The 25,677-nt window shown below is 71.6% G+C and carries 22 protein-coding genes and 1 pseudogene; 2 read left to right on the top strand and 21 right to left on the bottom strand.

The genetic code is table 11. The features are described from left to right. The first annotated feature begins 44 nt into the window (after positions 1–44). Positions 45–1,247: an aminotransferase class V-fold PLP-dependent enzyme gene (locus tag O7553_RS06225; RefSeq protein ID WP_281553887.1), complete on the top strand. Its 1,203-nt coding sequence runs from the start codon at positions 45–47 to the stop codon at positions 1,245–1,247. Here O7553_RS06225 and O7553_RS06220 read toward each other — a convergent pair. The 20 genes from O7553_RS06220 to ftsY form a co-directional block, all read right to left on the bottom strand. Then, on the bottom strand, positions 1,230–1,787 hold the full coding sequence (locus tag O7553_RS06220) for a M23 family metallopeptidase (protein ID WP_281553886.1): 558 nt from the start codon (positions 1,785–1,787) through the stop codon (positions 1,230–1,232). The genes O7553_RS06225 and O7553_RS06220 overlap by 18 nt on opposite strands. Before the next feature lie 196 nt (positions 1,788–1,983). After that, complete coding sequence (locus O7553_RS06215; protein ID WP_123604412.1) at positions 1,984–2,307, bottom strand: DUF2469 domain-containing protein; 324 nt, start codon at positions 2,305–2,307, stop codon at positions 1,984–1,986. After that, positions 2,304–3,152, bottom strand: coding sequence for a ribonuclease HII (locus O7553_RS06210; RefSeq protein WP_281553885.1), 849 nt, complete (start codon positions 3,150–3,152; stop codon positions 2,304–2,306). Before O7553_RS06210 ends, O7553_RS06215 begins: the two co-directional genes overlap by 4 nt. Then, positions 3,146–3,646: an NUDIX hydrolase gene (locus tag O7553_RS06205; RefSeq protein WP_281553884.1), complete on the bottom strand. Its 501-nt coding sequence runs from the start codon at positions 3,644–3,646 to the stop codon at positions 3,146–3,148. Before O7553_RS06205 ends, O7553_RS06210 begins: the two co-directional genes overlap by 7 nt. A 91-nt stretch (positions 3,647–3,737) precedes the next feature. Further along, entirely contained in the window at positions 3,738–4,376 is a 639-nt protein-coding gene (lepB, locus tag O7553_RS06200) for a signal peptidase I (RefSeq protein ID WP_281553883.1), read from the bottom strand. Next, a complete protein-coding gene (gene lepB / locus O7553_RS06195) occupies positions 4,373–5,221 on the bottom strand; it encodes a signal peptidase I (protein WP_281553882.1) in 849 nt (282 codons plus the stop codon). The genes lepB (O7553_RS06200) and lepB (O7553_RS06195) overlap by 4 nt, the downstream gene beginning before the upstream one ends. Positions 5,222–5,541: 320 nt before the next feature. Then, entirely contained in the window at positions 5,542–5,898 is a 357-nt protein-coding gene (rplS, locus tag O7553_RS06190; RefSeq protein ID WP_278167775.1) for a 50S ribosomal protein L19, read from the bottom strand. A gap of 171 nt (positions 5,899–6,069) precedes the next feature. Next, positions 6,070–6,843 (bottom strand): tRNA (guanosine(37)-N1)-methyltransferase TrmD, encoded by a 774-nt coding sequence (gene trmD, locus O7553_RS06185; RefSeq protein WP_281555497.1) that lies wholly within the window; start codon positions 6,841–6,843, stop codon positions 6,070–6,072. A gap of 29 nt (positions 6,844–6,872) precedes the next feature. Continuing rightward, positions 6,873–7,439 (bottom strand): ribosome maturation factor RimM, encoded by a 567-nt coding sequence (gene rimM / locus O7553_RS06180; RefSeq protein ID WP_281555496.1) that lies wholly within the window; start codon positions 7,437–7,439, stop codon positions 6,873–6,875. Between the two features lie 2 nt (positions 7,440–7,441). Then, positions 7,442–7,702, bottom strand: a complete 261-nt coding sequence (locus O7553_RS06175) for an RNA-binding protein (RefSeq protein WP_199757474.1) — start codon at positions 7,700–7,702, stop codon at positions 7,442–7,444. Further along, positions 7,677–8,174, bottom strand: a complete 498-nt coding sequence (gene rpsP / locus O7553_RS06170; RefSeq protein ID WP_281553881.1) for a 30S ribosomal protein S16 — start codon at positions 8,172–8,174, stop codon at positions 7,677–7,679. The genes O7553_RS06175 and rpsP overlap by 26 nt, the downstream gene beginning before the upstream one ends. 232 nt (positions 8,175–8,406) lie before the next feature. Then, entirely contained in the window at positions 8,407–9,057 is a 651-nt protein-coding gene (locus O7553_RS06165; protein ID WP_281553880.1) for a DUF402 domain-containing protein, read from the bottom strand. A gap of 137 nt (positions 9,058–9,194) precedes the next feature. Next, positions 9,195–10,601 carry a proline--tRNA ligase gene (proS, locus tag O7553_RS06160; protein WP_281553879.1) on the bottom strand — a complete coding sequence of 469 codons (1,407 nt, stop codon included), beginning with the start codon at positions 10,599–10,601 and terminating at the stop codon, positions 9,195–9,197. Between the two features lie 81 nt (positions 10,602–10,682). Beyond that, entirely contained in the window at positions 10,683–11,762 is a 1,080-nt protein-coding gene (locus O7553_RS06155) for an amidohydrolase family protein (protein ID WP_281553878.1), read from the bottom strand. Positions 11,763–11,782: 20 nt separating this feature from the next. Then, the gene (gene ffh, locus O7553_RS06150) at positions 11,783–13,342 is read right to left on the bottom strand and encodes a signal recognition particle protein (protein ID WP_281553877.1); all 1,560 of its coding nucleotides are present in this window, start codon (positions 13,340–13,342) and stop codon (positions 11,783–11,785) included. Between the two features lie 178 nt (positions 13,343–13,520). After that, the gene (locus O7553_RS06145; protein ID WP_281553876.1) at positions 13,521–15,776 is read right to left on the bottom strand and encodes a [protein-PII] uridylyltransferase; all 2,256 of its coding nucleotides are present in this window, start codon (positions 15,774–15,776) and stop codon (positions 13,521–13,523) included. A gap of 34 nt (positions 15,777–15,810) precedes the next feature. Further along, entirely contained in the window at positions 15,811–16,149 is a 339-nt protein-coding gene (locus O7553_RS06140) for a P-II family nitrogen regulator (RefSeq protein WP_199757473.1), read from the bottom strand. 24 nt (positions 16,150–16,173) lie between these two features. Next, a complete protein-coding gene (locus O7553_RS06135) occupies positions 16,174–17,427 on the bottom strand; it encodes an ammonium transporter (protein ID WP_281553875.1) in 1,254 nt (417 codons plus the stop codon). 357 nt (positions 17,428–17,784) lie between these two features. Beyond that, positions 17,785–18,615 carry an aminoglycoside phosphotransferase family protein gene (locus O7553_RS06130; protein ID WP_281553874.1) on the bottom strand — a complete coding sequence of 277 codons (831 nt, stop codon included), beginning with the start codon at positions 18,613–18,615 and terminating at the stop codon, positions 17,785–17,787. A gap of 6 nt (positions 18,616–18,621) precedes the next feature. Beyond that, positions 18,622–19,827, bottom strand: a complete 1,206-nt coding sequence (gene ftsY, locus O7553_RS06125; RefSeq protein WP_281553873.1) for a signal recognition particle-docking protein FtsY — start codon at positions 19,825–19,827, stop codon at positions 18,622–18,624. Positions 19,828–20,111: 284 nt separating this feature from the next. On the opposite strand from ftsY, the gene O7553_RS06120 reads away from it, so the two are divergent. Then, positions 20,112–21,941, top strand: a complete 1,830-nt coding sequence (locus tag O7553_RS06120; RefSeq protein WP_281553872.1) for an alkaline phosphatase D family protein — start codon at positions 20,112–20,114, stop codon at positions 21,939–21,941. 73 nt (positions 21,942–22,014) lie between these two features. Here the strand turns inward: O7553_RS06120 and smc are convergent. Then, a pseudogene (gene smc / locus O7553_RS06115) lies at positions 22,015–25,575 on the bottom strand (chromosome segregation protein SMC); the annotation flags it as partial. Between the last annotated feature and the right edge of the window lie 102 nt (positions 25,576–25,677).

The raw sequence follows: 25,677 nt of genomic DNA, 5'->3' as shown, positions 1-25,677 counted from the left end.
CTGCTCACCGGACCGGGCCGAGACGGCTCGCCTACGATATGCCGATGAGCGGCGGCCTGGTCCCACCCGAACCGCTACCTGGGGCACGGATGCTGTTCTCCCTCGACCCGGCGGTCACCCACCTCAACCACGGCGCGTTCGGCGCGGTCCCAGTCACGGTGCAGCGGGTGCAGCAGCGGCTACGCGACGAGATGGAGGCCGACCCGCAGCGGTTCTTCACCCAGGGTCTGCTGGACCGGATCGGCCACACCCGCCGCCATCTGGCCGCTTTCCTCGGTGCCGACCCGGAGTGCGCCGCACTGGTCGACAACGTCACCGTCGCCGCCGCGACCGTGCTGCAGACGCTGCGTCTGGGCAGCGGTGACGAGGTGCTGTTGACCGACCACGGGTACGGCGCGGTCGCGCTCTCGGTCGAGCGGGAGTGCCGACGCACTGGCGCGACGGCACGCGTCGTAGCCGTGCCGCTGGGGGCGCCGGCTGAGGAGGTTGTCGAGCGGCTGCGCGCCGCGCTCCGGCCGGGCCAGACCCGGCTGCTGGTGGTCGACCAGGTCACCTCGCCGACCGCACAGGTGTTCCCGGTCGCCGAGCTGGCCCCGGTAGCCCGTGACGCCGGCGTACCGGTCCTGGTCGACGCCGCCCACGTACCGGGGATGCTGGCGGTCGAGGTCGACCGGATCGGCGCCGACTTCTGGGTGGGCAACCTGCACAAGTGGGCGTTCGCGCCGCGCGGCACGGCGCTGTTGGCGGTCGCGCCCCGGTGGCGGGAACGGTTGGAGCCGCTGGGGGTCTCCTGGGAGCAGGAATCCGGGTTCCCGTCGCGGGTGGAGTGGCAGGGCACCCGTGACTACACCGCGTGGCTGGCTGCGCCGGCTGGCCTGTACGCGTTGCGCAGCCTCGGCCTGGACCGGGTCCGGGCGCACAACGCCGCACTGGCCGGTTACGGCCAGCGGACCATCGCCGATGCGCTGGGGGTCCCGCCGCAGCGGCTCCCGGTACCCGATCCGCGCCGGCCAGGGTCGGCCCAGCTGGCCATGCGGCTGGTCCCGCTACCGGCCGGCGCAGCCGACAGCGCTGCCGCAGCGGCCGCGCTGCGTCGTCGGATCGCCGACGAGCTGGCCACCGAGGTGTCGGTCGCCTGGTGGTCCGGTCGGGCGTGGCTGCGAATCTGCGCTCAGGTGTACAACCGGGCAGCAGACTACGACCGGCTCGCGGAACTGCTGCCCACGCTGCTACACCGGGCCGGCTGACCCGAGCGGCAGCAGGCGGACACGTCCGTTGCCGAGCAACAGCAACGGGTCAAGGTAGCTGCCGTCCGTCAGCCGCAGGCCCCAGTGCAGGCACGCGTCGGCAGGACAACCCGGATGGCCTTCGGTAACGGTGCCGATCGGACGACCGGCGCTGACCGCGGTGCCGACGGCGAGCCAGCCGTCCACGGGTTCGTAGGTGGTCCTGAACCCACCCGGGTGACTGATGCTCACCACGCCCCGGTCGACGATCCGACCGGAGTAGCTGACCGTGCCGGCTCCAGCGGTGTACACGGTGGCGCCGACGTCGGCGGTGAGATCGACGCCCCGGTGTCCGCGCCCCCACGGCACCGGGGGCGGGTCGAACCGGCGGCTCAGCGTGACGGCCCCGGCCAGTGGCGGATGGAAACGCGGGTCTGCAGCTGGGCGCGCGGACCCGGTCGGTGGTGGTCCGGCAGCGGCGACCAACGCCGTGGCGGGGACCGCGGGCGCAGTGCTGAACAGGATCGTCGCTACCAGCATCGGCAGGAGCAGTATTCTCATGCCGACAACCTGGCACCCGACCGGGGCAGGGCCTCGACGAGCGGACGACAGACTGTGGATACTGACTCAACTGTGGAGAATGGAACCTCGTCGCAGCCGATCTGCTAAGGACCGGCCGGCCGATGTGTCGAGTCTCGGTCGCCGACGGTGCCCGTCGATACCCGGTTCCCGGACGACCTGGTGGCGCCCATTGAAGTCAGCCGCTGAATCCGGAATCTGCCGGTAGTGAGATTTCCGGCTTGTCCAACTCTTCCACATTTACATCCTTGAACGTCATTACTCTGACGTTCTTCACGAAACGGGCAGGACGGTACATGTCCCACACCCAGGCATCGTGCATCTCGACCTCGAAGTACACCTCGCCGTCAGAATTGCGCACGTGCAGGTCGACCTGGTTCGCCAGGTAGAAGCGACGCTCGGTCTCGACGACGTACGAAAACTGGCGGACGATGTCGCGGTACTCCCGGTAGAGCTGCAGCTCCATCTCTGTCTCGTACTTCTCGAGATCCTCGGCGCTCATCGCCATCCGCCTTCCATGACCACATCTTCCCCCAGTAGCGCCGGTTGGCGAAGCTGCTCGTCCAACGCCACGCCGACGGTACCCCGTACGGGGTCCGGACGCCCCATCGGCTCACGGATGCCGATACCGGCCGAGTCGGTTCCATCGGCCCGGTCAGCTTCGGCGGCCGGTCGGCGGGAGCGGGGCGGGCTCGCGGACCGGCCGGAGGCAGCCGCTACGTTGACGTACGAGAACCGGTGCTCGGCACACGGCCCCTGCCGACTCAGCGCGGCCTGATGCTCGGCGGTGGCATAGCCCTTGTGCTCGGCGAAACCGTAACCCGGGAACCGCCCGTCGAGCTCGACCATCAGCCGGTCCCGAGTGACCTTCGCGAGCACGCTGGCCGCCGCCACGCAAGCCGCCACCCGGTCACCCTTCCACACCGCGAGCCCGGGCGCTCCGAGCCCGTCGACGCCGAACCCGTCGGTCAACACGTACTCGGGTGCGGGACTGAGCCCGGCCAGCGCCCGGCGCATCGCGGCGAGATTGCACACGTGCAGGCCCCGACGGTCGATCTCGTCCGCTGGAACCACCACGATCCGGTGGGCGAGTGCCCGGTCACGGACCGAGGCGTAGACCCGCTCCCGCGCCCCCGGGGTGAGCAGCTTCGAATCGGCCAGCCCGTCGATCTCACCCCGCCGGCCCGGCGCGAGCACCACCGCAGCCGCCACCAGCGGCCCGGCACACGCACCCCGACCGGCCTCGTCGGCGCCGGCGACCTGGGCGAATCCGCGTCGGCGCAGGGCCTGCTCCAACGCGTAGAGCCCGGCCTCACGGCGCACCACGGTACGCGGTGGAGTCAGCACGGTTCGGCCTCTCCCGTCAGCCGGCGCAGCAGGGTCGGCAGCTCAGGCGGATAGACCCGTTCCGGGGTGGCCGCGAGCTCGCCGATCGGCCACCACCGGTGAGCGTCGATCGTACGGCGTTCGATGGCGTCGAACCCGCTCGTGTCGACCTGCCAGTTGGGCACCCGCAGCAGGAAGAAGTGCTGTTCCTGGCGGTACCACCGTCCGTCGAACGGGAACTCGACGGTTTCCTGCCAGACCGGCGTGCCCAACTCGGTCGGTGTCACCCGCAGCCCGGTCTCCTCGGCCAACTCGCGGACCGCGCCGTCGGCCGGGGTCTCGCCGGGCTCCAGTCCACCGCCGGGGGTGAACCAGTACCGGTGCCCGGGACGGGCCGGGTCGTACCCGCGGAGCAGCAGCACCCGACCCGCCGAGTCGACGAGCAGGACCCGGGCCGCGTGCCGGTTGCACGCCGGCTTTGGCGCTCGGTCCACCGTCAGCTCCGCGTCGGTCACCCGACCAGAGTAGGAGAACAAGCCGACCGGCACGACACGTGGGCCGCTGCCACCGCCGACCGCACCGTCCGGGACGGCGTGACGTGACCGGTCACGGTCCCGAACTCGGCACGGTCTCGAACGGCTCCGGCACGGTGAGCCAGGTGGCCCGGTCCAGTGGCCAGAAGACGGTGAACGCCCGGCCGACCACGGAGTCCTCGGTGATGGTCGCGTAGTCGATGTCGCCGCTGCGGTCCCAGTGCTCCAGCGAGTCACCCGATGCCGAGCGATGGTCACCCATCACCCAGAGCCGTCCTTCCGGCACGGTGATGTCGAACGGACCGACCGCTGCGGGATCGCTGATCCCGCCCTCGGAGTAGATGTACGGCTCGTCCAGCGGCTGGCCGTTGATGATCAACCGTTCCTCGGCGTCACAGCACTCGACCCGGTCTCCGCCGACCCCGATGACCCGCTTGATGAAGTCCTCACCGTCCGGGTTGCTGCTCCACTCCGGTGGGGCCCGGAACACGACGATCTCGCCGCGTTCGGGCGACCGGAAGTGGTAGACGACCTTGTTGACCAGCACCCGGTCGTTGATGTCGAGGGTGTGCTCCATCGACGGCGACGGGATGTAGAAGGTCTGCAGGACGAACGCCCGGACCAGGACCGCGACGAGGACCGCCACACCCAACAGGATCGGTAGTTCACGCCAGAAGGAACTGGGCTTCTTCTCGGTCTGCTCGTCGATCACAACCGGAGCCTACGACGTCTGGCTGAGAACAGCGGCACGGAGCGCGAAGCGAAAAGTAGCGGAATCATCACTGGCAGCACAACCACCAGGTCACCGGAGGTCTCCGGAACGTCCCCCGGCTGATCGACCGCCGCCGGAGTCGGAGCCGTCGGCGGCAGGCTGTCGAAGGTGTCCGGCACGGACAGGCCGTCCCAGCGATCCTGGGGCCAGACGATCACGAAGGCCCGGCCGATGACGTTCTCGATCGGCACCGAGCCCTGACAGCGGGAGTCCTGTGAGACCAGTCGGTGGTCACCCATCACGAACAGGTGTCCAGGCTCGACCACGACCTCAGCGAACTGCCGGGACCGGCACTCACCTGGGCTCGGTGGGACGTCCAGCGGCGAGTCCTCCAGGACGTAGCCGGCCTCGTCCAACGGCTGGTCGTTGACGGTCAGCCGGCCCTGGTCGTCACAGCAGCGAATCCGGTCGCCCGGTACGCCGATGACCCGCTTGATGAAGTCCTTCTCACCGGGCCGGCCAACCCCGACCAGATCACCAACGGTGCGGCCGAGTTTGGCGACGAAACCGAGGTCGGGGTCGTCGGTGTGCTCCGGTGCCCAGTCGTTGGTGCCCCGAAAGACGACGACCTCGCCGCGCACCGGATCCCGGACGTCGTAAACGACCTTGTTGACCAGCACCCGGTCACCGACCAGCAGTGTGTCCTCCATGGAGCCGGACGGGATGAAGAACGCCTGCAGCAGGAAGGAGCGGATCAGCACCGCCAGGCAGAAGGCCACCACCAGCAGCAGCGGCAACTCCTGCCACAGCGGCATCTGCCGACGCCTGCGCTGCACCATCTGCATGCCGGACTGGCCCGACCGACGCGGGCGCGCTACCGCCCGGCCGTCCCGACGGTTGCGCTGCGACCGCGCCCCCGACGAGGCACGCCGCTGCCACTGATCCTGGTCTCCTTGTGGATACACGCTACGCATCTCCCCGGTCCCGAGACACGGCGCTACCGCCCACGGCGCCTCTCGTCAGGCGCCACGAGCGGTAGCACAGTTGACTCCCGCCGCCACGACGGATGCCGCGGATGTAGCGCTCCCCATCGGTCACTACCGCAAGGGTAGTTGGCGAAAGCTCCCAGCGGCAGTCCTGAGATCGGGAACCGGGATCAGCGGGCTCAGCTGACCTGCTTCTCCCGCTTTTCCTTGATCTTGGCGGCCTTGCCACGGAGTTCCCGCAGGTAGTACAGCTTGGCGCGACGGACGTCACCACGGGTCACCATCTCGATCCGGTCGATGGCCGGGCTGTTGACCGGGTAGGTCCGCTCGACTCCGACACCGAAACTGACCTTGCGGACGGTGAAGGTCTCCCGCAGGCCGGCACCCTGCCTGCGGATCACCACGCCCTGGAAGACCTGCACCCGGGAACGGTTACCTTCGACGACCCGGGCGTGCACCTTGAGCGTGTCACCGGCGCGGAAGTCCGGAAGGTCGGTCCGCTGCGACTGGGCGTCAAGAGCGTCCAGCGTGTTCATCGCTGCATCCTTGGGCTACTCAAGGCGCACCGTCTCGCGGTGCGCGGATGGATGATTCTGATCCCGGGCCGGAACGCTCGACGCCTCAGCATTCGATGCCGCAACGTTCGACGCCTTCCCGCTGGCGGGATCCTCGCAGCCGGACACGCATGCCCGTCTGCGGCAACCCCACTACTCTGCCACATCACCGGCCGGCAGTTGAAATCCGGCCGCAACCAGCAGCGCAATGTCTCTTTTGTCAAGTTTTCCGGCCGGCAGTCCGGCGAGCAGATCCGGCCGACGCGATGCGGTACGGAGCAGCGCCTGGTCTCGCCGCCACCGGGCGATCCGGCCGTGATCGCCCGATCGTAGTACCTCCGGCACCTCGCGTCCCCGCCACTGCGGCGGCTTGGTGTAGACCGGCCCCTCCAGCAACCCGTCCGAGTGGGACTCCTCGACGAGCGATCCGGCGTTGCCGAGCACTCCGGGAATCAACCGGGTCACCGCCTCCAGGATGGCCAGCACGGCGACCTCACCGCCGAAGATGACGAAATCGCCGAGGGACACCTCGGTCACCGGCAGCGCTCCCGCCGCCTCGTCGATCACCCGCTGGTCGATCCCCTCGTAGCGGCCACAGGCGAAGATCAGTCGAGGCTCGGCGGCCAACCGCTGCGCCATCGCCTGGTCGAACCGCTCCCCCACCGGGGTCGGCACCACCAGCCGCGCGGGCGGCCGTCCGGCAGCAGCCAGCTCGTCCAGCGCCGCGCCCCACGGCTCCGGGCGCATCACCATCCCGGCACCACCGCCGTACGGGGTGTCGTCCACCGTCCGATGCACGTCGTGCGTCCAGCGGCGCAGGTCGTGCACCTCGACGCTGAGCAGGCCGGCTCGGCGTGCCCGGCCGATCAGCGACAGGTCCAGCGGCGCCAGGTAGTCCGGAAAGATCGTGACGACGTCCACCTGCAGCGCCACCGCGCCGGATGGCATCGGAGCGCTCACAGGTCGAGCAGGCCGGGTGGGGCGTCGACGACCACCCGCCCACCGGGGAGATCCACTTCCGGCACGATCGTCCGGACGAACGGCACCAGGGCGGACCCGCCGCCGGGCCGGCGGAGCACCAGCAGATCGGATGCGGGCGCGTGGTCGATCCGGGCCACCTCGCCGAGGACCTCGCCGGACGACGTGACCGCCGTCAGGCCGACCAGCTGGTGATCGTGGTACTCGTCCGGATCCTCCGGGGTGGCGATGTCGCTGCTGTCCACGCAGAGCAGTACGCCCCGCAACGCCTCGGCGAGGTCGCGGTCGACAACCCCGGCGAACTGCACCAACGGTCGGCCCTGATGCCAGCGGACCGTCTCGATGGTCAACCGGTCAGGGACGCGGACCAGGGTCGCGCCGGGCGGTGGCGGCTGCTGCGGTTCGCGGACGGCCGGCACCGCCGCCGGATCGGTGATCAACACCGATCCGGCGGCGAACCGGATCTCCGGTTCGTCGGTCCGGACCTCGACCGTGACCTCGCCACGGATTCCGTGTGGTCGGCCGATCCGACCGACGATCAACAGCATCAGTACGAGTCGACGATGTCGACCCGCACGCCACGCCCGCCGATCGACCCGATCACCTGACGCAGCGCCTTGGCGGTGCGCCCGCCGCGGCCGATCACGGTGCCGAGGTCCTCCGGATGCACCCGTACCTCCAGGCGCTTGCCCCGGCGCGAGTCGACCAGCCGGACCCGTACGTCGTCGGGGTGGGTGACGATCCCCTTGACCAGGTGCTCCAGCGCGGGCCGGAGGACCATGTCAGGCCTGCTCGCCGGAGCCGGCACCGGTGGGCTCCTCGGTCTTGGCCGGCGCTTCGGCAGCCGCCGGCTCGGACTTCGCTTCGGCCTTCGGCTCAGACTTCGCTTCGGCCTTCTTCTCGGCCTTCTTCGCCGGCTTGGTCGGCGTGTCCGCGACGCCTGCGGCGGCCTTGGCCTCCGCCTCGTACGCCGCCTTGCGGTCGGCCCGCTCGGGTGCCACCAGCAGCGGCGCCGGGGCGGGCAGGCCCTTGAACTTCTGCCAGTCGCCGGTCTTTTCCAGCAGACGCTGGACGGCTTCGCTCGGCTGAGCGCCGACCGAGAGCCAATACTGGACACGGTCCGAGGTCACCTCGATGACCGACGGGTCTTCCTTCGGGTGGTAGATCCCGACGAACTCGATCGCCCGCCCGTCGCGCTTGGTACGCGAGTCGGCGACGACGATGCGGTACTGCGGGTTGCGGATCTTGCCCATCCGCAGAAGCCGGATCTTTACGGCCACGGTTTGTTCGCTCCTGTTGCGATCTTCACCGGCCCCCGAGGGCGGTGCGCGGGTGAACGCCGACCGGCACAGTGGGGTTGGGCCAGAGGCAGCTCGGGTGGACTGGCGACGTGCCCGGGTAGAGGGCGCCGAACACGTACCGGATACCAACACACTATTCTGCCAGACCCGCGGCGTACCGCCACACCCGGTGGCCCCGGTGGGTCGCCGGTCAGCCCGAGGTGCCCGGCGGTCAGCCGGCTGCCGGCGGGCGGTCCCAGCCGGGCGGCAGCTCGGCCGGCGGCGCCCAGGCCGGGTCCGGCCGGAAGTCGCACCAGGTCCCGTCGAACGGAAAGTCACCCGACTCGGCGATCTTGATCACCCGCCGCCCCTCGGCCCGTACCGCCGCCTCGTCACGCACCCAGTAGTGCTCCGGGAAGGCGAGCCGCTCGGCGAACTCCTCCTCGTCCTTCCAGACCCAGCTGCGGTCCGGGCGGACCACCACGTCCAGGTCCTGGTCGATTACGTCCACTCCGGCGAGGTCGCCGTCGGCCCAGCGCACACCGGGCTCTTCGAGGTTGACGTACCAGTTGAGGAAGTTCCCGGCGTCGTCGCGGAACCACCACACCGAGTGGGCGGCCCCGGCGGGCAGGAACTTCAGCACCGGGGGGCCGAGCCAGCGGCCGTGCTTGATCCGGTACGACCGGGTGATCCACTCGGTGAACGGCATCGCCCGCATGCCACGGCCGTCGTCGGCCACCTCGTTGACCACCGGCGAGCCCCGGTCGACCCAGACCAGCAGACCCCGCTCGTCGTCGACGACGACCCGGGCCGGACGGACCCAGCCGAGACGCCCGCGCCGCACATTCCGATGCATGATCAACTGACCGGGCTGAAACCGCATGTTCATCTCCCTCGCTCACCATGCCCAACGACAGCGACACCGTCCACGAACGGCCCGCCGGCGGGCCCGCACGAACGACCCGACAGCGGCGCCGCCCGCGAACGGGCGGCGCCGCTCACCGACGGCAGGGCAGGGCGTCAGTACGAGCGGGCCAGCACCGCGACCAGGTCGGGCTCGTCGTCGGAGTCGGGCACCGAGCCGTCCGGACGCAGCAGGCAACGTACGGTGACGCCCTGCGCGTTGACCTCGGCCTCACCTGCCGGACCGACCACCGACCACGGCACCCGGGCCCATCCGGTCGCCGCAGCGGCGACGGCGTCGGCGAGGGTGCCGACCTCGACGGTACGCGTCTGACGCAGCGTCAGCGCCTGGTCGTAGAGCCGCTGCTGGTCGGCGTCGAGGGCGTTGCGGACCGCGCCGACCACGTCGGCGACCGGTACCGGGGTCTTCGACCCGTCGGTACGCCGGACCAGCACCGCATTGCCGGCGGCCAGGTCGCGCGGGCCGACCTCGACGCGTACCGGATATCCCTTGAGCTCGGCGTCGACGGCCCGGCGGCCGAACGGCGTGTCCACCCGGTCGTCCAGGCCGACCCGTACCCCGGCGTCGCGCAACGCGTCGCGCAGCTTGGCCGCCGCCTCGGCGACCCCGTCGCCGGCCTTGACCACCATGACGTACGCCTGGACCGGGGCCAGCCGTGGCGGCACCCGCAGCCCGTTGTCGTCGCCGTGCACCATGATCAGCCCGCCGAGCATCCGGGTCGAGACCCCCCAGGAGGTGGTCCAGGCGTGCTCGACCGCCCGCTCCGCGGAGGTGTAGGTGATGTCGAACGCGCGGGCGAAGTTCTGCCCGAGCTCGTGCGAGGTGCCCAGTTGCAGCGCCTTGCCGTCGGCCATCATCCCTTCGAGGGTGTACGTGCTGGTGGCTCCGGCGAAGCGCTCCCGGGCGGTCTTACGCCCGACCAGCACCGGGATGCCGAGCACGTTGACCATGAAGTCTTCGTAGACCTCGTGCAGGATTCGTCGGGCGTACGCCCGTGCGTCGGCTTCGTCGGCGTGCGCGGTGTGCCCCTCCTGCCAGAGGAACTCGCTGGTCCGCAGGAACACCCGGGGGCGCAGCTCCCAGCGCACCACGTTGGCCCACTGGTTGAGCAGCAGCGGCAGGTCCCGGTAGGAGTCGACCCACTTGGCCATGAACTCGCCGATCACCGTCTCGCTGGTCGGCCGGACCACCACCGGCTCGGCGAGCTGCTTGCCGCCACCGTGGGTGACCACCGCCAGCTCCGGGGAGAAGCCTTCGACGTGCTCGGCCTCGCGGCGCAGATAGCTCTCCGGGATGAACAGCGGGAAGTACGCGTTCTCCGCGCCGGCCGCTTTGATCCGGTTGTCCATCTCGGACTGCATCCGCTCCCAGATGGCGTACCCGGCCGGCCGGATCACCATGGTGCCGCGCACCGGTCCGTTGTCGGCGAGCTGCGCCTTGGCGATCAGATCCTGGTACCAGCGGGGGAAGTCCTCCGCACGAGGTGTGAGCACGCGGGCCATGACCGGACATCCTATGCGCCGCCGGTGGCGGCTGCGCGACGCACCCGCCGCAGCCGGCTCAGGGCCGCCCCGGCCACCGGGTCAGCGCAGCACCCGCCCGCGCAGGATGATCCGCTCGGGTGCGCGGACCACCCGCAGGTCGGCCCGCGGGTCCGCCGGGTACACAACCAGGTCGGCGAGCCCTCCCTCGACCAGGCCAGGGAAGCCGAGCCAGTCCCGGGCACCCCAGGAGGCGGCGGCCAGCACCGCCTCGGCCGGCATGCCCGCCTCAGTGTGCAGGGTCAGCATCTCGTCGGCGGCCCGGCCATGGGCGATGCCGCCACCGGCGTCGGTGCCGACGAAGACCGGCACGCCGGCTTCGTGCGCGGCGCGTACCACCTCGGGGAACCTGTCCCGCAGGCTGATCATGTGGGCGGCGTACCGGGGGAACTTCTCCCGGGCCCGGTCGGCGATCCCGCCGAACGTCGCGATGTTGATCATCGTCGGGATCAGCGCAGTCCGGTGCCGGGCCATCTCGTCGATCAGGTCAGGGCTCAGCCCGGTGCCGTGCTCGACCGAGTCGACCCCGGCCCGGACCAGGATCCGTACCGCCTCCTCGTCGAAGGTGTGCGCGGCGACCCTGGCACCGGCCCGGTGCGCGGTGGCGATGGCGTCGGTCATCGCCTCCGCCGACCAGGCCGGGGCGAGGTCCCCCGCGGACCGCTCGATCCAGTCGCCGACCAGCTTGACCCAGCCGTTGCCCGCCTTGGCCTGCTCGGCCACCGTGTCGGACAGCCGCTCCGCCGGCACCTCGACGCCGATGTCGCGCAGGTAGCGCCGGGGCGGTGCAACGTGCCGGCCGGCGCGGGCCAGCCGGGGCAGGTCCGGTTCGTCGTCGAGTTGCGGGTACGGGTACGGCGACCCGGCGTCGCGCAGCGCCAGCACACCGGCGTCCCGGTCGACGCCGGCCAACCGGCGGGCGTCGTCGAGCGAGCCGATCGGCGTCCCGCCCCGGGCGATGCCGATGTGGCAGTGCGCGTCGACCAGCCCGGGCAGGATGAAGCCGCCGTCGACCACGGTGGTCGCGCCGGGCACCGGGTGCAGCGTCACCCGGTCGCCGACCAGCCACAGGTCCCGGGTTCGGTCCTCGGGCAGCACGACCCCGCGGACGTGCAGCGGCACGGGTGCGGGGTCGACGGCGCTCAGCCCTTCTCCCGCTTGTTCAACTTGTTGAAGTCGATCTTGGGGAGCTTGAAGCCGGGCGGCAGACCGTCGCCGCCGCCCAGCGCGTTCGGGTCGAGGCCGGGCGGCAGCTGCGGCATGCCGCCCGGGAAGCCGGCCGGCACCCCGCCGCCGCCCCGCTGCCGGGCACCGCCGCCCCGGTTGCCGCCCTTGTTCCCCTTGCGCTTGTTCTTCGGCGACTTGGTCGCCTTGCGCCGCCCGCCACCGGGCAGACCCATCATCCCGCCCATCTGCTTCATCATCTTCTGCGCCTCGGCGAAGCGGTTGAGCAGCTGGTTGACGTCCATCACGGTGACCCCGGAGCCGTTGGCGATCCGGGCCCGGCGCGAACCGTTGATGATCTTCGGGTTGGTCCGCTCGCCCGGGGTCATCGAGCGGATGATCGCGGTGGCCTTGTCGAAGTGCTTGTCGTCGACCTCGGCCAACTGGTCCTTCATCTGCCCCATCCCGGGCATCATGGCCAGCACGTTGGCGATCGGCCCCATCCGGCGCACCGCGATGAGCTGGTCGAGGAAGTCCTCCAGGGTGAACTGCTCGCCGCCCATCAACTTGGCGGTCATCTTCTCCTTCTGATCGGCGTCGAAGGCCTGCTCGGCCTGCTCGATCAGAGTGAGCATGTCGCCCATGCCGAGGATCCGGCTGGCCATCCGGTCCGGGTGGAAGACGTCGAAGTCGGACAGCTTCTCACCGGTGGAGGCGAACAGGATCGGTTCGCCGGTGACCTGCCGGACGGACAGCGCCGCACCGCCGCGCGCGTCGCCGTCGAGCTTGGACAGCACCACGCCGGTGATGCCGACGCCGTCGCGGAACGCCTCGGCGGTGCGGACCGCGTCCTGCCCGACCATCGCGTCGATGACGAAGATGACCTCGTCCGGGTCGACCGCGTCGCGGATCGCGGCGGCCTGGGCCATCATCTCGGCGTCGATGCCGAGCCGACCGGCGGTGTCGACGATGACGACGTCGCGCGCCGACCGGCGGGCATGCTCGATCGACGCCTTCGCGACGGCCACCGGGTCGCCGACCCCGTTGCCGGGCTCCGGGGCGAACACCTCGACCCCGGCCCGCCCGCCGAGGACCTGCAGCTGACCGACCGCATTCGGGCGTTGCAGGTCGGCGGCGACCAGCAGCGGCTGGTGCCCCTGCGCCTTGAGCCAGTTGGACAGTTTGCCGGCGAGGGTGGTCTTGCCGGAACCCTGCAGCCCGGCCAGCATGATCACCGTCGGCGGCTGCTTGGCGAACCGGAGCCGGCGCTGCTCGCCGCCAAGGACCCCGACCAGCTCCTCGTGCACGATCTTGATGACCTGCTGGGCCGGGTTGAGCGCCTGGGAGACCTCGGAGCCACGGGCACGCTCCTTGACCCGGCCGATGAACGCCTTCACCACCGGCAGCGCGACGTCCGCCTCCAGCAGCGCCAGCCGGATCTCCCGGGCGGTCGCGTCGATGTCGGCGTCGGTGAGCCGACCCTTGCCCCGGAGCTTGCCGAAGATCCCGGACAGTCGATCACTCAAAGTGTCAAACACGACGCAACATCCTGTATGTCGATCCGGCAGGGCAACTCACGGCGGCGTCGGAACGCGACTCCGCCCGACCTGGCAAGCCTAGCCGCCGCCCGCTCCGCCCGCTCCTGCCACTCCAGCGCCTGCGGCCGCCGCCCGCTTCCGCCACTCCGGCATCCGGCTCCGCCGCTGCGCCGCCCGGTCATCCGGCGGCGGCCAGCACCGCGGCTTCCAGGCGGGCCCGCTCGGCGTCGTCCGGGCCGGCACCCACCAGGTAGAAGGCGTCGACCACGTCACCGCCCAGGGTGGAGATCCGGGCCGCCCGCACCTGGGCGCCGGCCTCGTCGAGTGCGCTGGTCACCCGGTAGAGCAGACCGGCCGAGTCGGCCGCCCGTAGCTCCAGCACCACCGCGTCGGTGGCGGCCTCCCGGTGCCACACCACCCGAGGGTCGGCTCCGGCCCGCCGGGCGGCGAGTGCCCGACCCCGCAGCCGCTGGGTGACCGACACGTCACCGGCGACCGCCCGCCGCAGGTCGGCGGCGAGCGCGATGGTGTCCGGCGGGGTGCCGTACCGGGGCTGGACCCGGAACTCGACCAGCGCCCGCCCGTCGACCGTGGAGGCGTCCGCGGTCAGCACGTCCAGCCGGTGCAGGGCCAGGCAGCCGGCGACCGCGGCGAGCAGGCCGTGCCGGTCCGCAGCGGCCACCGCGACCCGGTCGTCACCGTCGATGTGTACGGCCGGCAGTGGACCCGCCACCAGCGCCGGATCGGGTCGCGGCGGCTGGGGCAGCACCCCGGTGTCCAGCGCGGTGTGCACTCGGCGGACCAGTTCGGCGATCAGCCGCCCCTTCCAGTCCGACCAGGCCGCCGGGCCGGTCGCCAGGGCGTCGGCGCGGGCCAGACCGTGCAGCAGACCGAGCGTGGTGGTGTCGCCCACCGCAGCGGCGACCTGGGAGATCGTCACCGGGTCGCTGAGGTCACGCCGGGTGGCCACCTCTGGCAGCAGCAGATGGAGCCGGACCAGTTTGTCGATCATGTTGACGTCGGCCGGGGGCAGCCCGATCCGGGCGGCGATCCGCGTCGCCACCGGCGCGCCGACCGTACTGTGGTCGCCGGGCAGCCCCTTGCCCACGTCGTGCAGGAACGCACCGAGCAGCAGCAGGTCGGGCCGGTCCACCTCGCGGGTGAACGCGGTCGCCTCCTGTGCCGCCTGGACCAGGTGCCGGTCCAGGGTGAACCGGTGCACCGGGTTGTGCTGCGGCAGGCTGCGCATCCGGGGCCACTCCGGCAGCCAGCCGTCAACCAGCCCGTACCGGTCGCAGGTCTCCCAGGTGGGCACCAGACCGGGACCGGCGCCGAGCAGGGTGATCAGCGCGGCCCGGGCAGCATCCGGCCACGGCGCGGGCAGCGGCGGACAGTACGCGGCGAGCCACTCGCAGGTCGCCCGGGCGATCGGCAGCCGGCTGGTGGCGGCGGCCGCGGCGACCCGCAGCGACAGGCTGGGGTCCGGGCGGGCCCCGATCGCGGTCCGGGCGAGGACCAGCTCACCGTCGTGCTCGACCACGTCGCGGGCCACCGGCCGGCGCACCGGCGGACCGCCGCCGCGCCGACGGCCCGAGCGCAGCCGGTCGGCGCTGCGCCAGGCGTCGTCGAGGGCGTGGGTGATGGTGCGCGCGTCCGAGGCGACCCGGCGCAGCAGGGTGTCCGGGTCGTCCAGGTCGAGCAGGCCGGCGACGGTGGCGCGTTCCTGGGCCACCAGCCGGTCCACCCGCCGGCCGACAGCGACGTGCAGCGCGTCGCGGGTGTCCAGCAGCCGCAGATGGGCCGCGCGGGCGGCCGGACGCATGCTGTCGGCGATGCCGGCCAGGGCGATCCCGCGCAGGATCCCGACGTCGCGCAGCCCGCCGGCGGCCTCCTTCAGATCGCCTTCCAGCAGGAAGGCCAACTCGCCGTGGGTCCGCCAACGGGCCTCGGTGACCTCACGCAGCGCCGGCAGTTGGCGGACGGCGGTGCGCCGCCACTGGTCGGTCGCGGCGGCCTGCAGCTCGGCGGTGAGTTCCCGGTCGCCGGCGACGTGCCGGGCGTCGAGCAGGCCGAGCGCGACCTTGACATCGTCGTGGGCGACGGACAGCGCCTCCGGCAGGGTACGCACCGAGTGGTCCAGCCCGAGGCGGGCGTCCCAGACCGGGTACCAGAGGCGGGCGGCGATCTCGTCCATCCCGGCGACGCCGCGGTGCATCAGCACGAGATCGAGATCGCTGTACGGCGAGCACTGCAGCCGGCCGAGTCCGCCGACCGCCACCAGGGCGATACCGGTCAGCCCGGCCGGCATCAGCGAGGTCAGCCAGACATCGAGTGCCGCCGCCCGGTCCACGCGGGCGGCGGCACCGATGCCGTCGGACAGCGACGGGCCGGGGCCGGCCGCAGGACGCTGCCGGACCCCGACTCCGTCGGTCATGTGTTCTCGCTACCGGTTGGGTGGGCTCGCCGACTCAGAGCGCGTCGAGACCACGCTCGCCGGTGCGGACCCGGATGACGTCCTCAACGGCCGTCACCCAGACCTTCCCGTCGCCGATCTTTCCGGTGCGGGCCGCCGTGACGACCGCGTCGACGACCTTCTCGACGTCGATCTCGTCGGTCAGCACCTCGATCCGGATCTTCGGCAGGAACTCGACGGTGTACTCGGCACCCCGGTACACCTCGGTGTGGCCCTTCTGGCGTCCGTACCCCTGGACCTCGCTCACGGTCAGGCCGGCGACGCCGAGGGCGTGCAGGGCCTCCTTGACCGCGTCGAGCTGGTACGGCTTGATGACCGCGGTCACCAGCTTCATGTCTAACCCCTCCATCAGGGAACGTTAACCGGCGACCTTCTCGCTGACCGGTGCGGACTCGCCCGAACCGGCGGGCGCCTTCCCGATGCCGGCGGCGGCGAAGCCGCCACCCGAGGCGCTACCGAACTCGTAGGCACTCTCCGCGTGCTCGGCGGTGTCGATGCCCTCGACCTCGGCGTCGGCGCTGGCCCGGAAGCCGATGGTCTTGTCGATCGCGAAGCCGATGATGTAGGCGACGACGAATGAGTAGACCAGCACCGCGACCACACCGAGCGCCTGCAGACCGAGCAGGTCGATGCCACCGCCGTAGATGAGTCCGGCGTTGCCCTCTCCGGCCAGCACCTCGACGGCCAGGAAGCCGATCAGCAGCGAGCCGATGATGCCGCCGATCATGTGCACGGCGACCACGTCAAGCGAGTCGTCGTACCCGAGCTTGTACTTGAGGCCGACCGCCAGGGCGCAGACCACACCGGCGATGATGCCGAGCGCGATCGCCCCGAGCGGCTCCAGGAAGGCACAGGCCGGGGTGATGGCGACCAGACCGGCGATGGCACCGGAGGCGGCGCCGAGGGTGGTCGGCTTGCCGTCGCGGAACCACTCGACGACGATCCAGCCCAGCACGGCGGCCGCGGTGGCCACCTGGGTGTTGATGAAGGCGACCGCGGCGGCACCGTCGGCGGCGACCGCCGAGCCGGCGTTGAAGCCGAACCAGCCGAACCACAGCAGGCCGGCGCCGAGCAGGACCATCGGCAGGTTGTGCGGCTTGAACTTGTCCTTCGGCCAGCCGACCCGCTTGCCGAGCACCAGGGCCAGCGCGAGTGCCGCAGCACCGGCGTTGATGTGCACCGCGGTACCACCGGCGAAGTCGAGGACGCCGAGCTCGAAGATCCAGCCACCGCCCCACACCCAGTGCGCGACCGGGAAGTAGACCAGGGTGGCCCACAGGCCGGCGAAGAGCAGCCAGGCGCCGAACTTCGCCCGGTCCGCGATCGCACCGCTGATCAGTGCGACGGTGATGATCGCGAACATCATCTGGAAGACGGCGAACAGCAGGTCCGGGATGCCGCCCTCGGAGCCCGACTCGAGCATGCCGCGCAGGCCGGCCATGGAGAGGTCACCGGTGACGCCGCCGACGTCCTCACCGAAGGCGATGCTGTAGCCGTAGAAGACCCACAGCAGGCTGACCAGGCCGATCGCGCCGAAGCTCATCATCATCATGTTGAGCACGGACTTGGACCGCGTCATGCCACCATAGAACAGCGCCAATCCGGGCGTCATGAGCAACACCAGGGCGGCTGAAGTCAAAATCCAGGCGGTGGCACCAGAATCTAGTTCCGGCACGCTGCCTCCTCTCAGTTGGAAACATAACCGGCTCCAAGAGGCAGCATCGCCCGCTCGCCGGTTGCGCGAAGCTTGCTGGGCAGCTGTTTCACGCAGGGTGCCCGTGCCGTTTCCAACACGTGACGGGTTGTTTCCAACATGTGAAGAACACTTCACTATCGCCAGATCAGGCAGGGTCATATCAACCGAATAGCCACCGCCTACTGTCCGGAAGGCGACAGAACTCGTCACCCGTACCCGGACCGCTGCCGCCCCGGGCCGCGACCGGTCAGCGCAACTGGTACTCGCCGCCCGTCAGCGCAGCGCGTACTCCAAGATGTGCCGTTCGTAGTCAAGCAGCCGCAGATCCCGCATCGGCCGACGAAGATGACCTTTGTGCACGATCCGGACAAACGCCGGATCTCCGGCGGCGGCCATCCGACGAATTCCCTCCACGTGGTCGACGACCCGCTTGCGGATGGTCCGGACCAGCCGGTGCCGGTCGCGGGGGATCAGCCCGTACGCGTCGGCGAACAGCCGCAGCCTGCGCGGCCGGTCCGGGTGCCGCCAACCCAGCGTGTAGGAGTCCCGGTCGGAGAAGAGCGGCACCCAGGTCCACGCGGCGTACGCGACGTCGTAGATCCGCGCCCCCGGCGACGCCAGGTCGAAGTCGATCAGGGCGAGAGTACCGTCCGGACGCCAGATCACGTTGTGCGGGGCCGCGTCGTGGTGGCAGATCACCTCGGTGTCCGGCGGCGGCGGGCCGAACGAACGCCAGACCGCGCTACGCGGCGGATTGAACCCGTACTGGGCGTCGTGGAACATCCGCAACATCGTCGCGACGGTGACCAGCGCCTCGTCGCTGACCCAGTGCGGCGCCAGCGGATACTCGCCGCACTCCCCCTCGACGTAGGAGAGGACCTCACGGTTGCGTTCGTCCATGCCGAGGACCCGGGGCGAGCCGGTGAACCCGACGTACTCCAGATGCCGCAGCAGCGCGTGCACCGAGGGCGTCCACGGGCCGACGTTGCGCCGGACGGTGTCTCCGACCCGCACCACGGTGCTGACGTTGCCGCCACGCAGTGGGATCTCCTGCTGGGTCACGTACGGTCTCCCGAGACGTGGCTCCTGATTGCGGTACGTCACCCGAGGCTACGCATCCATTCCACGTGGATCGGCGCCCATCAGGGCGTCGACGAACTGCGCCGGATCGAACGGGGCGAGGTCGTCCGGACCTTCGCCGAGACCGACCAGTTTGACCGGAATGCCAAGTTTGCGCTGCACCGCGATGACGATACCGCCCTTGGCGGTGCCGTCGAGTTTGGTCAGCACCACCCCGGTCACCTCCACCGCCTCAGTGAACACCCGGGCCTGCTCCAACCCATTCTGCCCGGTGGTGGCATCCAGCACGAGCAGTGTCTCGTGCACCGGACCATGCTTGCTCACCACCCGCTTGACCTTGCCGAGCTCGTCCATCAGGCCGATCTTGTTCTGCAACCGGCCGGCGGTGTCGATCAGCACCGCGTCGACCTTGGTGTCGATGCCCCGCTTCACCGCGTCGAAGGCGACGCTGGCCGGGTCCGCACCCTCCGGGCCGCGGACCACCTCGGCGCCGACCCGAGAGGCCCAGGTGGTCAACTGGTCGGCGGCGGCGGCGCGGAACGTGTCGGCGGCGCCCAGCAGCACGGTACGGCCATCGGCGACCAGCACCCGGGCGATCTTGCCGCAGGTGGTGGTCTTGCCTGCCCCGTTGACCCCGACGACCAGCATCACGCTCGGCTCGCCGCCCGTGTTCAACGCCCGGTCGAGCTGCGGGTCCAGCGCGGCGACCAGCTCCTCGGTGAGCAGCGTACGCAGTTCGGTGGCACTGCGGGTGCCGAGGACCCGGGTACGCTCCCGCAGCCGGTCGACGATCTCCCGGGTCGGCTCGATGCCGACGTCCGCGGTGATCAGGCTCTCCTCGATCTCCTCCCAGACCTCCTCGTCCAGCCGGTCCCGGGAGAGCAGGTTCAGCAGTCCCTTGCCGAGCAGGCCCTGCGACCGGGACAGCCGGGTCCGCAGCCGGACCAGCCGCCCGGCCGTGGGCTCCGGACGTTCCAGGGTCGGTGGCGCCGGCGCCACCGGCTCCGCAGGCGCCTGCTCCGGTTCGGCCGGTGGCGCGACCGGACGTTCCTCGACGGCGACGCCGGCCGGACGCTCGCCGTCGGCTGGTGGGCGCTCCTGCGGCTGCTCGCCGCCGAGCGGGGTCGGCGGTGCCGGCGGCAGCGGAGGCTGCCGGCGCATCCGGGGCACCACCAGCCCGAGACCGGCGAGCAGCAGCACACCGAGCAGGATCGCGGCGAGGACGAGGTAATCCATGCGGAAATCCTGACAGATGGCCGCGACCGAGTCCCGCCCACCGCACCCATCGGTGACACCCACCCCCCGGTACAGTGTCGCCGGCCGGCGACCACACCCCCGGGAACAGTGTCGCCGGCCGGCGACCACACCCCCCGGGAACAGTGTCGCCGGCCGGCGACCACACCCCAGGTACCGGTCAGGGAACTGGGTGACGGGCCTGCATGCGGGGTAGAAAAGAGGCCGTCCCGCGTCCCTCGCGAAAGGTCGACCATGTCTGCACACCAGTTCGGCAGGGACCACCGGTGACCGACGGCACAACCGCCGGTGGACCGGACCCGCAGCTCCGACCGGCGGCCGGCCCCCGGCTACTGATCGGGCCGTTGCTGCGGCGGGTGGTCGGCGGGCAGGCCACCGTCTGGGTGGAGACCGACGCCCCGGCCACGGTACGGGTCGCGACGACGGGCACGGCGGGCGGCTCGGCCCGCACCTTCAGCGCGTTCGGGCACCACTACGCGCTCGTGGTGGTCAACGGGCTGGCCCCCGGCTCCAGCCACCGCTACGAGGTCTTCCTCGACGACCGGCGGGTCTGGCCGGAGGCGGACTCGCCGTACCCGGGCAGTGTGATCCGGACCCGGCGGGCCGACGACGACGCCCAGCCGGTGCGGCTGATCTTCGGATCCTGCCGGGAGACCACCCAGCACTCCACCGCCCGACGGTTGCCGCCGGACGCGCTCGACGCGTACGCCCGGCGGCTGGCCGGCCTGGACCCGGCCGGCGACGACTGGCCCGACCTGCTGCTCCTGCTCGGCGATCAGGTGTACGCCGACGAGACGTCGCCGGTGATCCGACGGTTCCTGCGGCGGCGGCGCCGACATCGCGGGCTACCGCCCGGTGCCCCAGCCGATCAGGTGGTCAGCTTCCCCGAGTACACCCGGCTGTACCTGGAGTCGTGGCGGGACCCGGAGATCCGCTGGTTGCTGTCGACCGTCCCGAGCGTGATGATCTTCGACGACCACGAGGTGATCGACGACTGGAACACCTCGGCCGCCTGGCGGGCACGGATGCGCGGCGAGCCCTGGTGGCCGGAGCGGATCAGCCGCGGACTCGCCTCCTACTGGGTCTACCAGCACCTGGGCAACCTGGCCCCGGACGAGGTCGCCGCCGACCCGGTGTTCCGGGCGGTCACCGCCGCCGACGACGCCACCGATGTGCTGCGCGAATTCGGTGCCCGGGTGGACGCCGAGGCGGACGTCGCGCACGACCCGCAGCGCTGGTCGCAGGTGCAGTACCAGTGGAGCTTCTCGCTGGACGTCGGCCGGACCCGGGTGATCGTGCTGGACAACCGGTGCAGCCGGGTACTGCGGCCGGGGGCACGCAGCATGTTGCCGGCCGGTGAGTGGGCCTGGTTCACCGACCGGGCCCACGGCCGCTACGACCATCTGGTGGTCGGCGCGTCGCTGCCCTGGCTGATGCCGCCCGGCATCCACCACCTCGAGTCGTGGAACGAACGGCTGGCCGAGTCGCCCCGGCGGTGGGTCGCGGCTGCGTCGGAGTGGCTGCGCCAGGCCCTGGACCTGGAGCACTGGGCCGCGTTCCGGCGCTCCTTCGACGACCTCGGGCAACTGTTCGCCCGGATCGGCGCGGGGCCGTCTGCCGCCGACAGGACGCAACCGGACCGGATCGGCACCGGGCCGGGCCATCCGCCACCGGCCTCGATCAGCATGCTCTCCGGCGACGTGCACCACTCGTACGTGGCGCGGGCCGTGCTGCCTGGGCGGGTTCGCACCCCGGTGCACCAGCTCACCTGCTCACCGATCCACAACCAGGTGCCGGCGCTGATGCGGCCGTTGATGCGGTTGGGCTGGTGGCGGGGGCCGACGGCGGCGCTGCGGGCGCTGGCCCGCACCGCCGGACTGCCAAGGCCATCGGTGCGCTGGCGCAAGCTGGACGGCCCGTACTTCGGCAACGCGGTCAGCACGCTGCTGCACGACGGCGCGACGGCCGAGGTGACGCTGGAGGGCACGACAACCGACGGCGCGTTGCGTGAGGTGGCCCGCCGCCGGCTCACCGATTCGGCGGCGGCGCAGCCGACGCCGCAGCCTCCTCAGCAGGCTGCGGGGCTTGCGCAGTAGGCGCGCTCGGCTCCGACGCGCTCGGCTCCGGCGACTCCGGCCCGGTCAGCGCCGCTGACTCGTCAGCCGACTTGAGCCGTTGGCTGATCACCTGGGTGACGCCGTTGCGCATGGTGACCCCGTACAACGCGTCGGCGACCTCCATGGTCCGCTTCTGGTGGGTGATGATGATCAGCTGGCTGCGGTCCCGCAGCTGGGCCATCAGGGTGATCAACCGGCCGAGGTTGACGTCGTCCAGCGCCGCCTCCACCTCGTCCATGATGTAGAACGGGCTGGGCCGGGCCCGGAAGATGGCCACCAGCATGGCGACGGCGGTCAGCGACCGCTCCCCGCCGGACAGCAGCGACAGCCGCTTGATCTTCTTGCCTGGTGGCCGGGCCTCCACCTCCACCCCGGTGGTCAGCAGGTCGTCCGGGTCGGTGAGCACCAGCCGCCCCTCGCCACCCGGGAACAGCACGGTGAACACCTGCTCGAACTCGCGGGCCGTGTCGGCGTACGCGCTGGAGAAGACCTCGAGGATCCGGTCGTCCACGTCCGCGACGACGGTGAGCAGGTCCTTGCGGGTCGCCTTCAGGTCCTCCAACTGGTCGGAGAGGAACTTGTACCGCTCCTCCAGCGCGGCGAACTCCTCCAACGCCAGCGGGTTGACCTTGCCGAGCAGGGCCAGCTCCCGTTCGGCCTTCGCCGACCGCTTCTCCTGGGTGGCCCGGTCGAACGGCACCGGGGTGGGCTCCGGTTTGCCGTCGGCGGCGGCCGCCGCCAGCTGGGCCTGGGTGGGCGGCACCGGCTGGTGCGGGCCGTACTCGACGAGCAGGGTCTCCACGTCCAGCGAGAAGTCCTCGGCCGCCTTCGCCTCCAGCTGCTCGATACGCAGCCGCTGCTCGGCGCGGGCCACCTCGTCGCGGTGCACGGCGCTGGTCAGCCGCTCCAGCTCGGCCCCGAGCCGCTTTGCCGCGCCGCGTACCTCCTGCAGCTCGGCCTCCCGCGCGGCGCGGGCGCTGGCGATCTCGTCCCGGGCGGCGGCCGCGTCGACCATCGAGTCGGCCAGCTGGGTCAGCGCGAAGCGAGCGCCGGCGGTGACCGCGCGGGCGATCTGCGCGCCCCGGGCCCGGGCGGCCCGGCGGGCGGCGGCGCGTTCCCGCGCGGCCCGCTCGGCCGCCGCCTGCCGCAACAGTGAGTCCGCCCGGCCGGCGATCGACGACACCCGCTCCTCTGCGGTACGGACGGCGAGTCGGACCTCCATCTCGTTCTGCCGGGCACCGGGCAGCATCGCGGCGAGTTCGTCCCGTTCGGCGGTCGACGGCTCCTCGTCGATCGGGGTCGCCTCGGCCAGCCGGAGCCGCTCCTCCAGCTCCTCCAGCGTGGCCAGGTCTCGGTCCCGGGACTCGGCGGCCTTGTCCCGGGAGGCCCCGAGCCGCTCCGCCTCGGCCCGTGCCGACCTGGCCGCAGCGCCGAGCTCGGCGAGCCGGCGGGCGGCGGCGTTACGCTGCCCCTCCGCCTGTCGACGCTCGGCGGCGGCCTGCGCGACCTGCTCCTTGAGGCCGGCCGCCGCCTCCCGAGCGGTGTCGAGCTGCCCGCGCAGTTCGGCGACGGTGGCTTCGGCGGTGAGCCGGTTACTGCGGGCCTCCTCGACCGCCGCCTGCACCTCGATGAAGCTGGGGGCCTTGGCGGACCCGCCGGCGGCAGCGTAGGCGCCGACGATGTCGCCGTCCGGGGTGACCGCCCGCAGCTGCGGATGGTCGGCGACGGCCGCGGTGGCCGCCGCGAGGTCGCCGACCAGGATCACGTCCCGCAGCGCCCGGTGCAGCGCCGGGCGGAGCTCATCGGGGCAGCTGACCGCGTCCGGCGCCCAGGTCGCCCCGGGTGGCATGACCGGCCGCAGGGTGTCCGGCGAGCCGATCATTCCCGGCCCGGCGGGTCCGGCGACCAGCAGGCTGGCCCGGCCGGAATCCTGGATCTTGAGCAGCCGCATCGCCTCGGCCGCCTCGTCAATGCCGGTGACCGCCACCGCGTCGGCGAGACCACCCAGCGCGGCGGCCAGCGCCGCCTCGTGTCCAGGCGCGACGGTGAGCAGGCCGGCCAGGCTGCCCAGTAGCCCGGGAACCTGGTCGGCCCGGGCCAGCAGCGCCCCGGCGCCGTCGCCCCGGCGCAGCCCCATCGCCAGCGCGTCCTCCCGCGCCTGCCAGGTGGCGGCCTCCTTCTCGGCCCGGCGCTCGGCGTCGGACAGCTGCCGTACCTGCGCGGCGGCGGCGTCATGCGCGGTGACCGCCTCGGCGTGCCGGGCGTCCAGGTCGGCGTTGTCCCGGTCGGCCTCGGTGGAGAGTTCGGCGGCCGCATCAAGCTCCTGCTGGGCCCGGTCGGCGCGGGCCTGCGCGTCGGCGTGCGCGGCGGTGAGCCGGGAGATCTCGTCGGCGGCGCTGGAGGTGCGGGCGCGTGCCGAGTTGACCTGGCCGGTCAGCCGGGCCAGCCCTTCCCGCCGGTCGGCGATCGCCTTGGCGGCCGCGACCAGCGCCCGCTCGGCCTGGGCCAGCTGCGCCTCCAGCTGCTGGCGGCCCTCCACCGCCTCGGCGAGGCGGATCTGGTCCTCGGTCAGTGCGGCCCGCAGCTCCTCCTCCTGCTCGCGGACCCGGTGCGCCTCGTCGGTGAGCTGGTCCGGGTCACGCCCGGGTCGTTCGTCGTCGGGCACGCCGGACAGGTGCCGCAGCCGTTCACCGGCCAGCTGCTCGGTCGACCGGAAGCGTTCCTGCAGGGCGGCGAGCTTGTACCAGGTGTCCTGGGCGGCGGCGAGCAGCGGCGCGTCCTCGGCCAGCGCCGACTCCAGCTCGGCCAGCCGGGACTGCACCTCGGCGTGTTCGGACTCCACCTCGGTACGGCGCTGCCGCAGTGCCGTCTCGTCGGCGATCTCCTTGTCGAGGGTGGTCCGCAGGGTGGTCAGGTCGTCGGCGAGCAGCCGCAGCCGGGCGTCGCGCAGATCGGCCTGGATGCCGGCGGCCCGGCGGGCCACCTCGGCCTGCCGGCCCAGCGGTTTGAGCTGGCGGCGCAGTTCGCCGGTCAGGTCGGTCAGCCGGTCCAGGTTGGTCTGCATCGCGGTCAGCTTGCGCAGCGCCTTTTCCTTGCGCTTGCGGTGCTTCAGCACACCTGCGGCCTCTTCGATGAAGGCCCGCCGGTCCTCCGGCTTGGCGTGCAGTACGGCGTCGAGCTGGCCCTGGCCGACGATGACGTGCATCTCCCGGCCGATGCCGGAGTCGGAGAGCAGTTCCTGGATGTCGAGCAGCCGGCAGTGGTTGCCGTTGATCTCGTACTCACTCTCGCCGGAGCGGAACATCCGGCGGGTGATCGACACCTCGGTGTACTCGATCGGCAACGCACCGTCGGTGTTGTCGATGGTCAACGTGACCTCGGCCCGGCCCAGCGGGGCCCGGCCGGCGGTGCCGGCGAAGATGACGTCCTCCATCTTGCCGCCCCGCAGCGCCTTCGCGCCCTGCTCGCCGAGGACCCAGGCGATGGCGTCGACGACGTTGGACTTGCCGGAGCCGTTCGGGCCGACCACGCAGGTGATCCCGGGCTCCAGCTTCAGGGTGGTGGCGGAGGCGAAGGACTTGAAGCCCTTCACCGTCAGACTCTTGAGATGCACGGTCCGATTCCTCGTCCGACGGGTCGCCGTGCGGCCGTCAGTGCTGGTCAGTACCGCACAGGCTAACCCGTCGGTCGGACGGTCACCGGATCCGACGCGGCT

Origin of the sequence: Solwaraspora sp. WMMA2059 (assembly GCF_027497315.1) — a bacterium.
Lineage (GTDB): Bacteria > Actinomycetota > Actinomycetes > Mycobacteriales > Micromonosporaceae > Micromonospora_E.
This window is presented reverse-complemented; position numbering and strand designations above follow the sequence as displayed.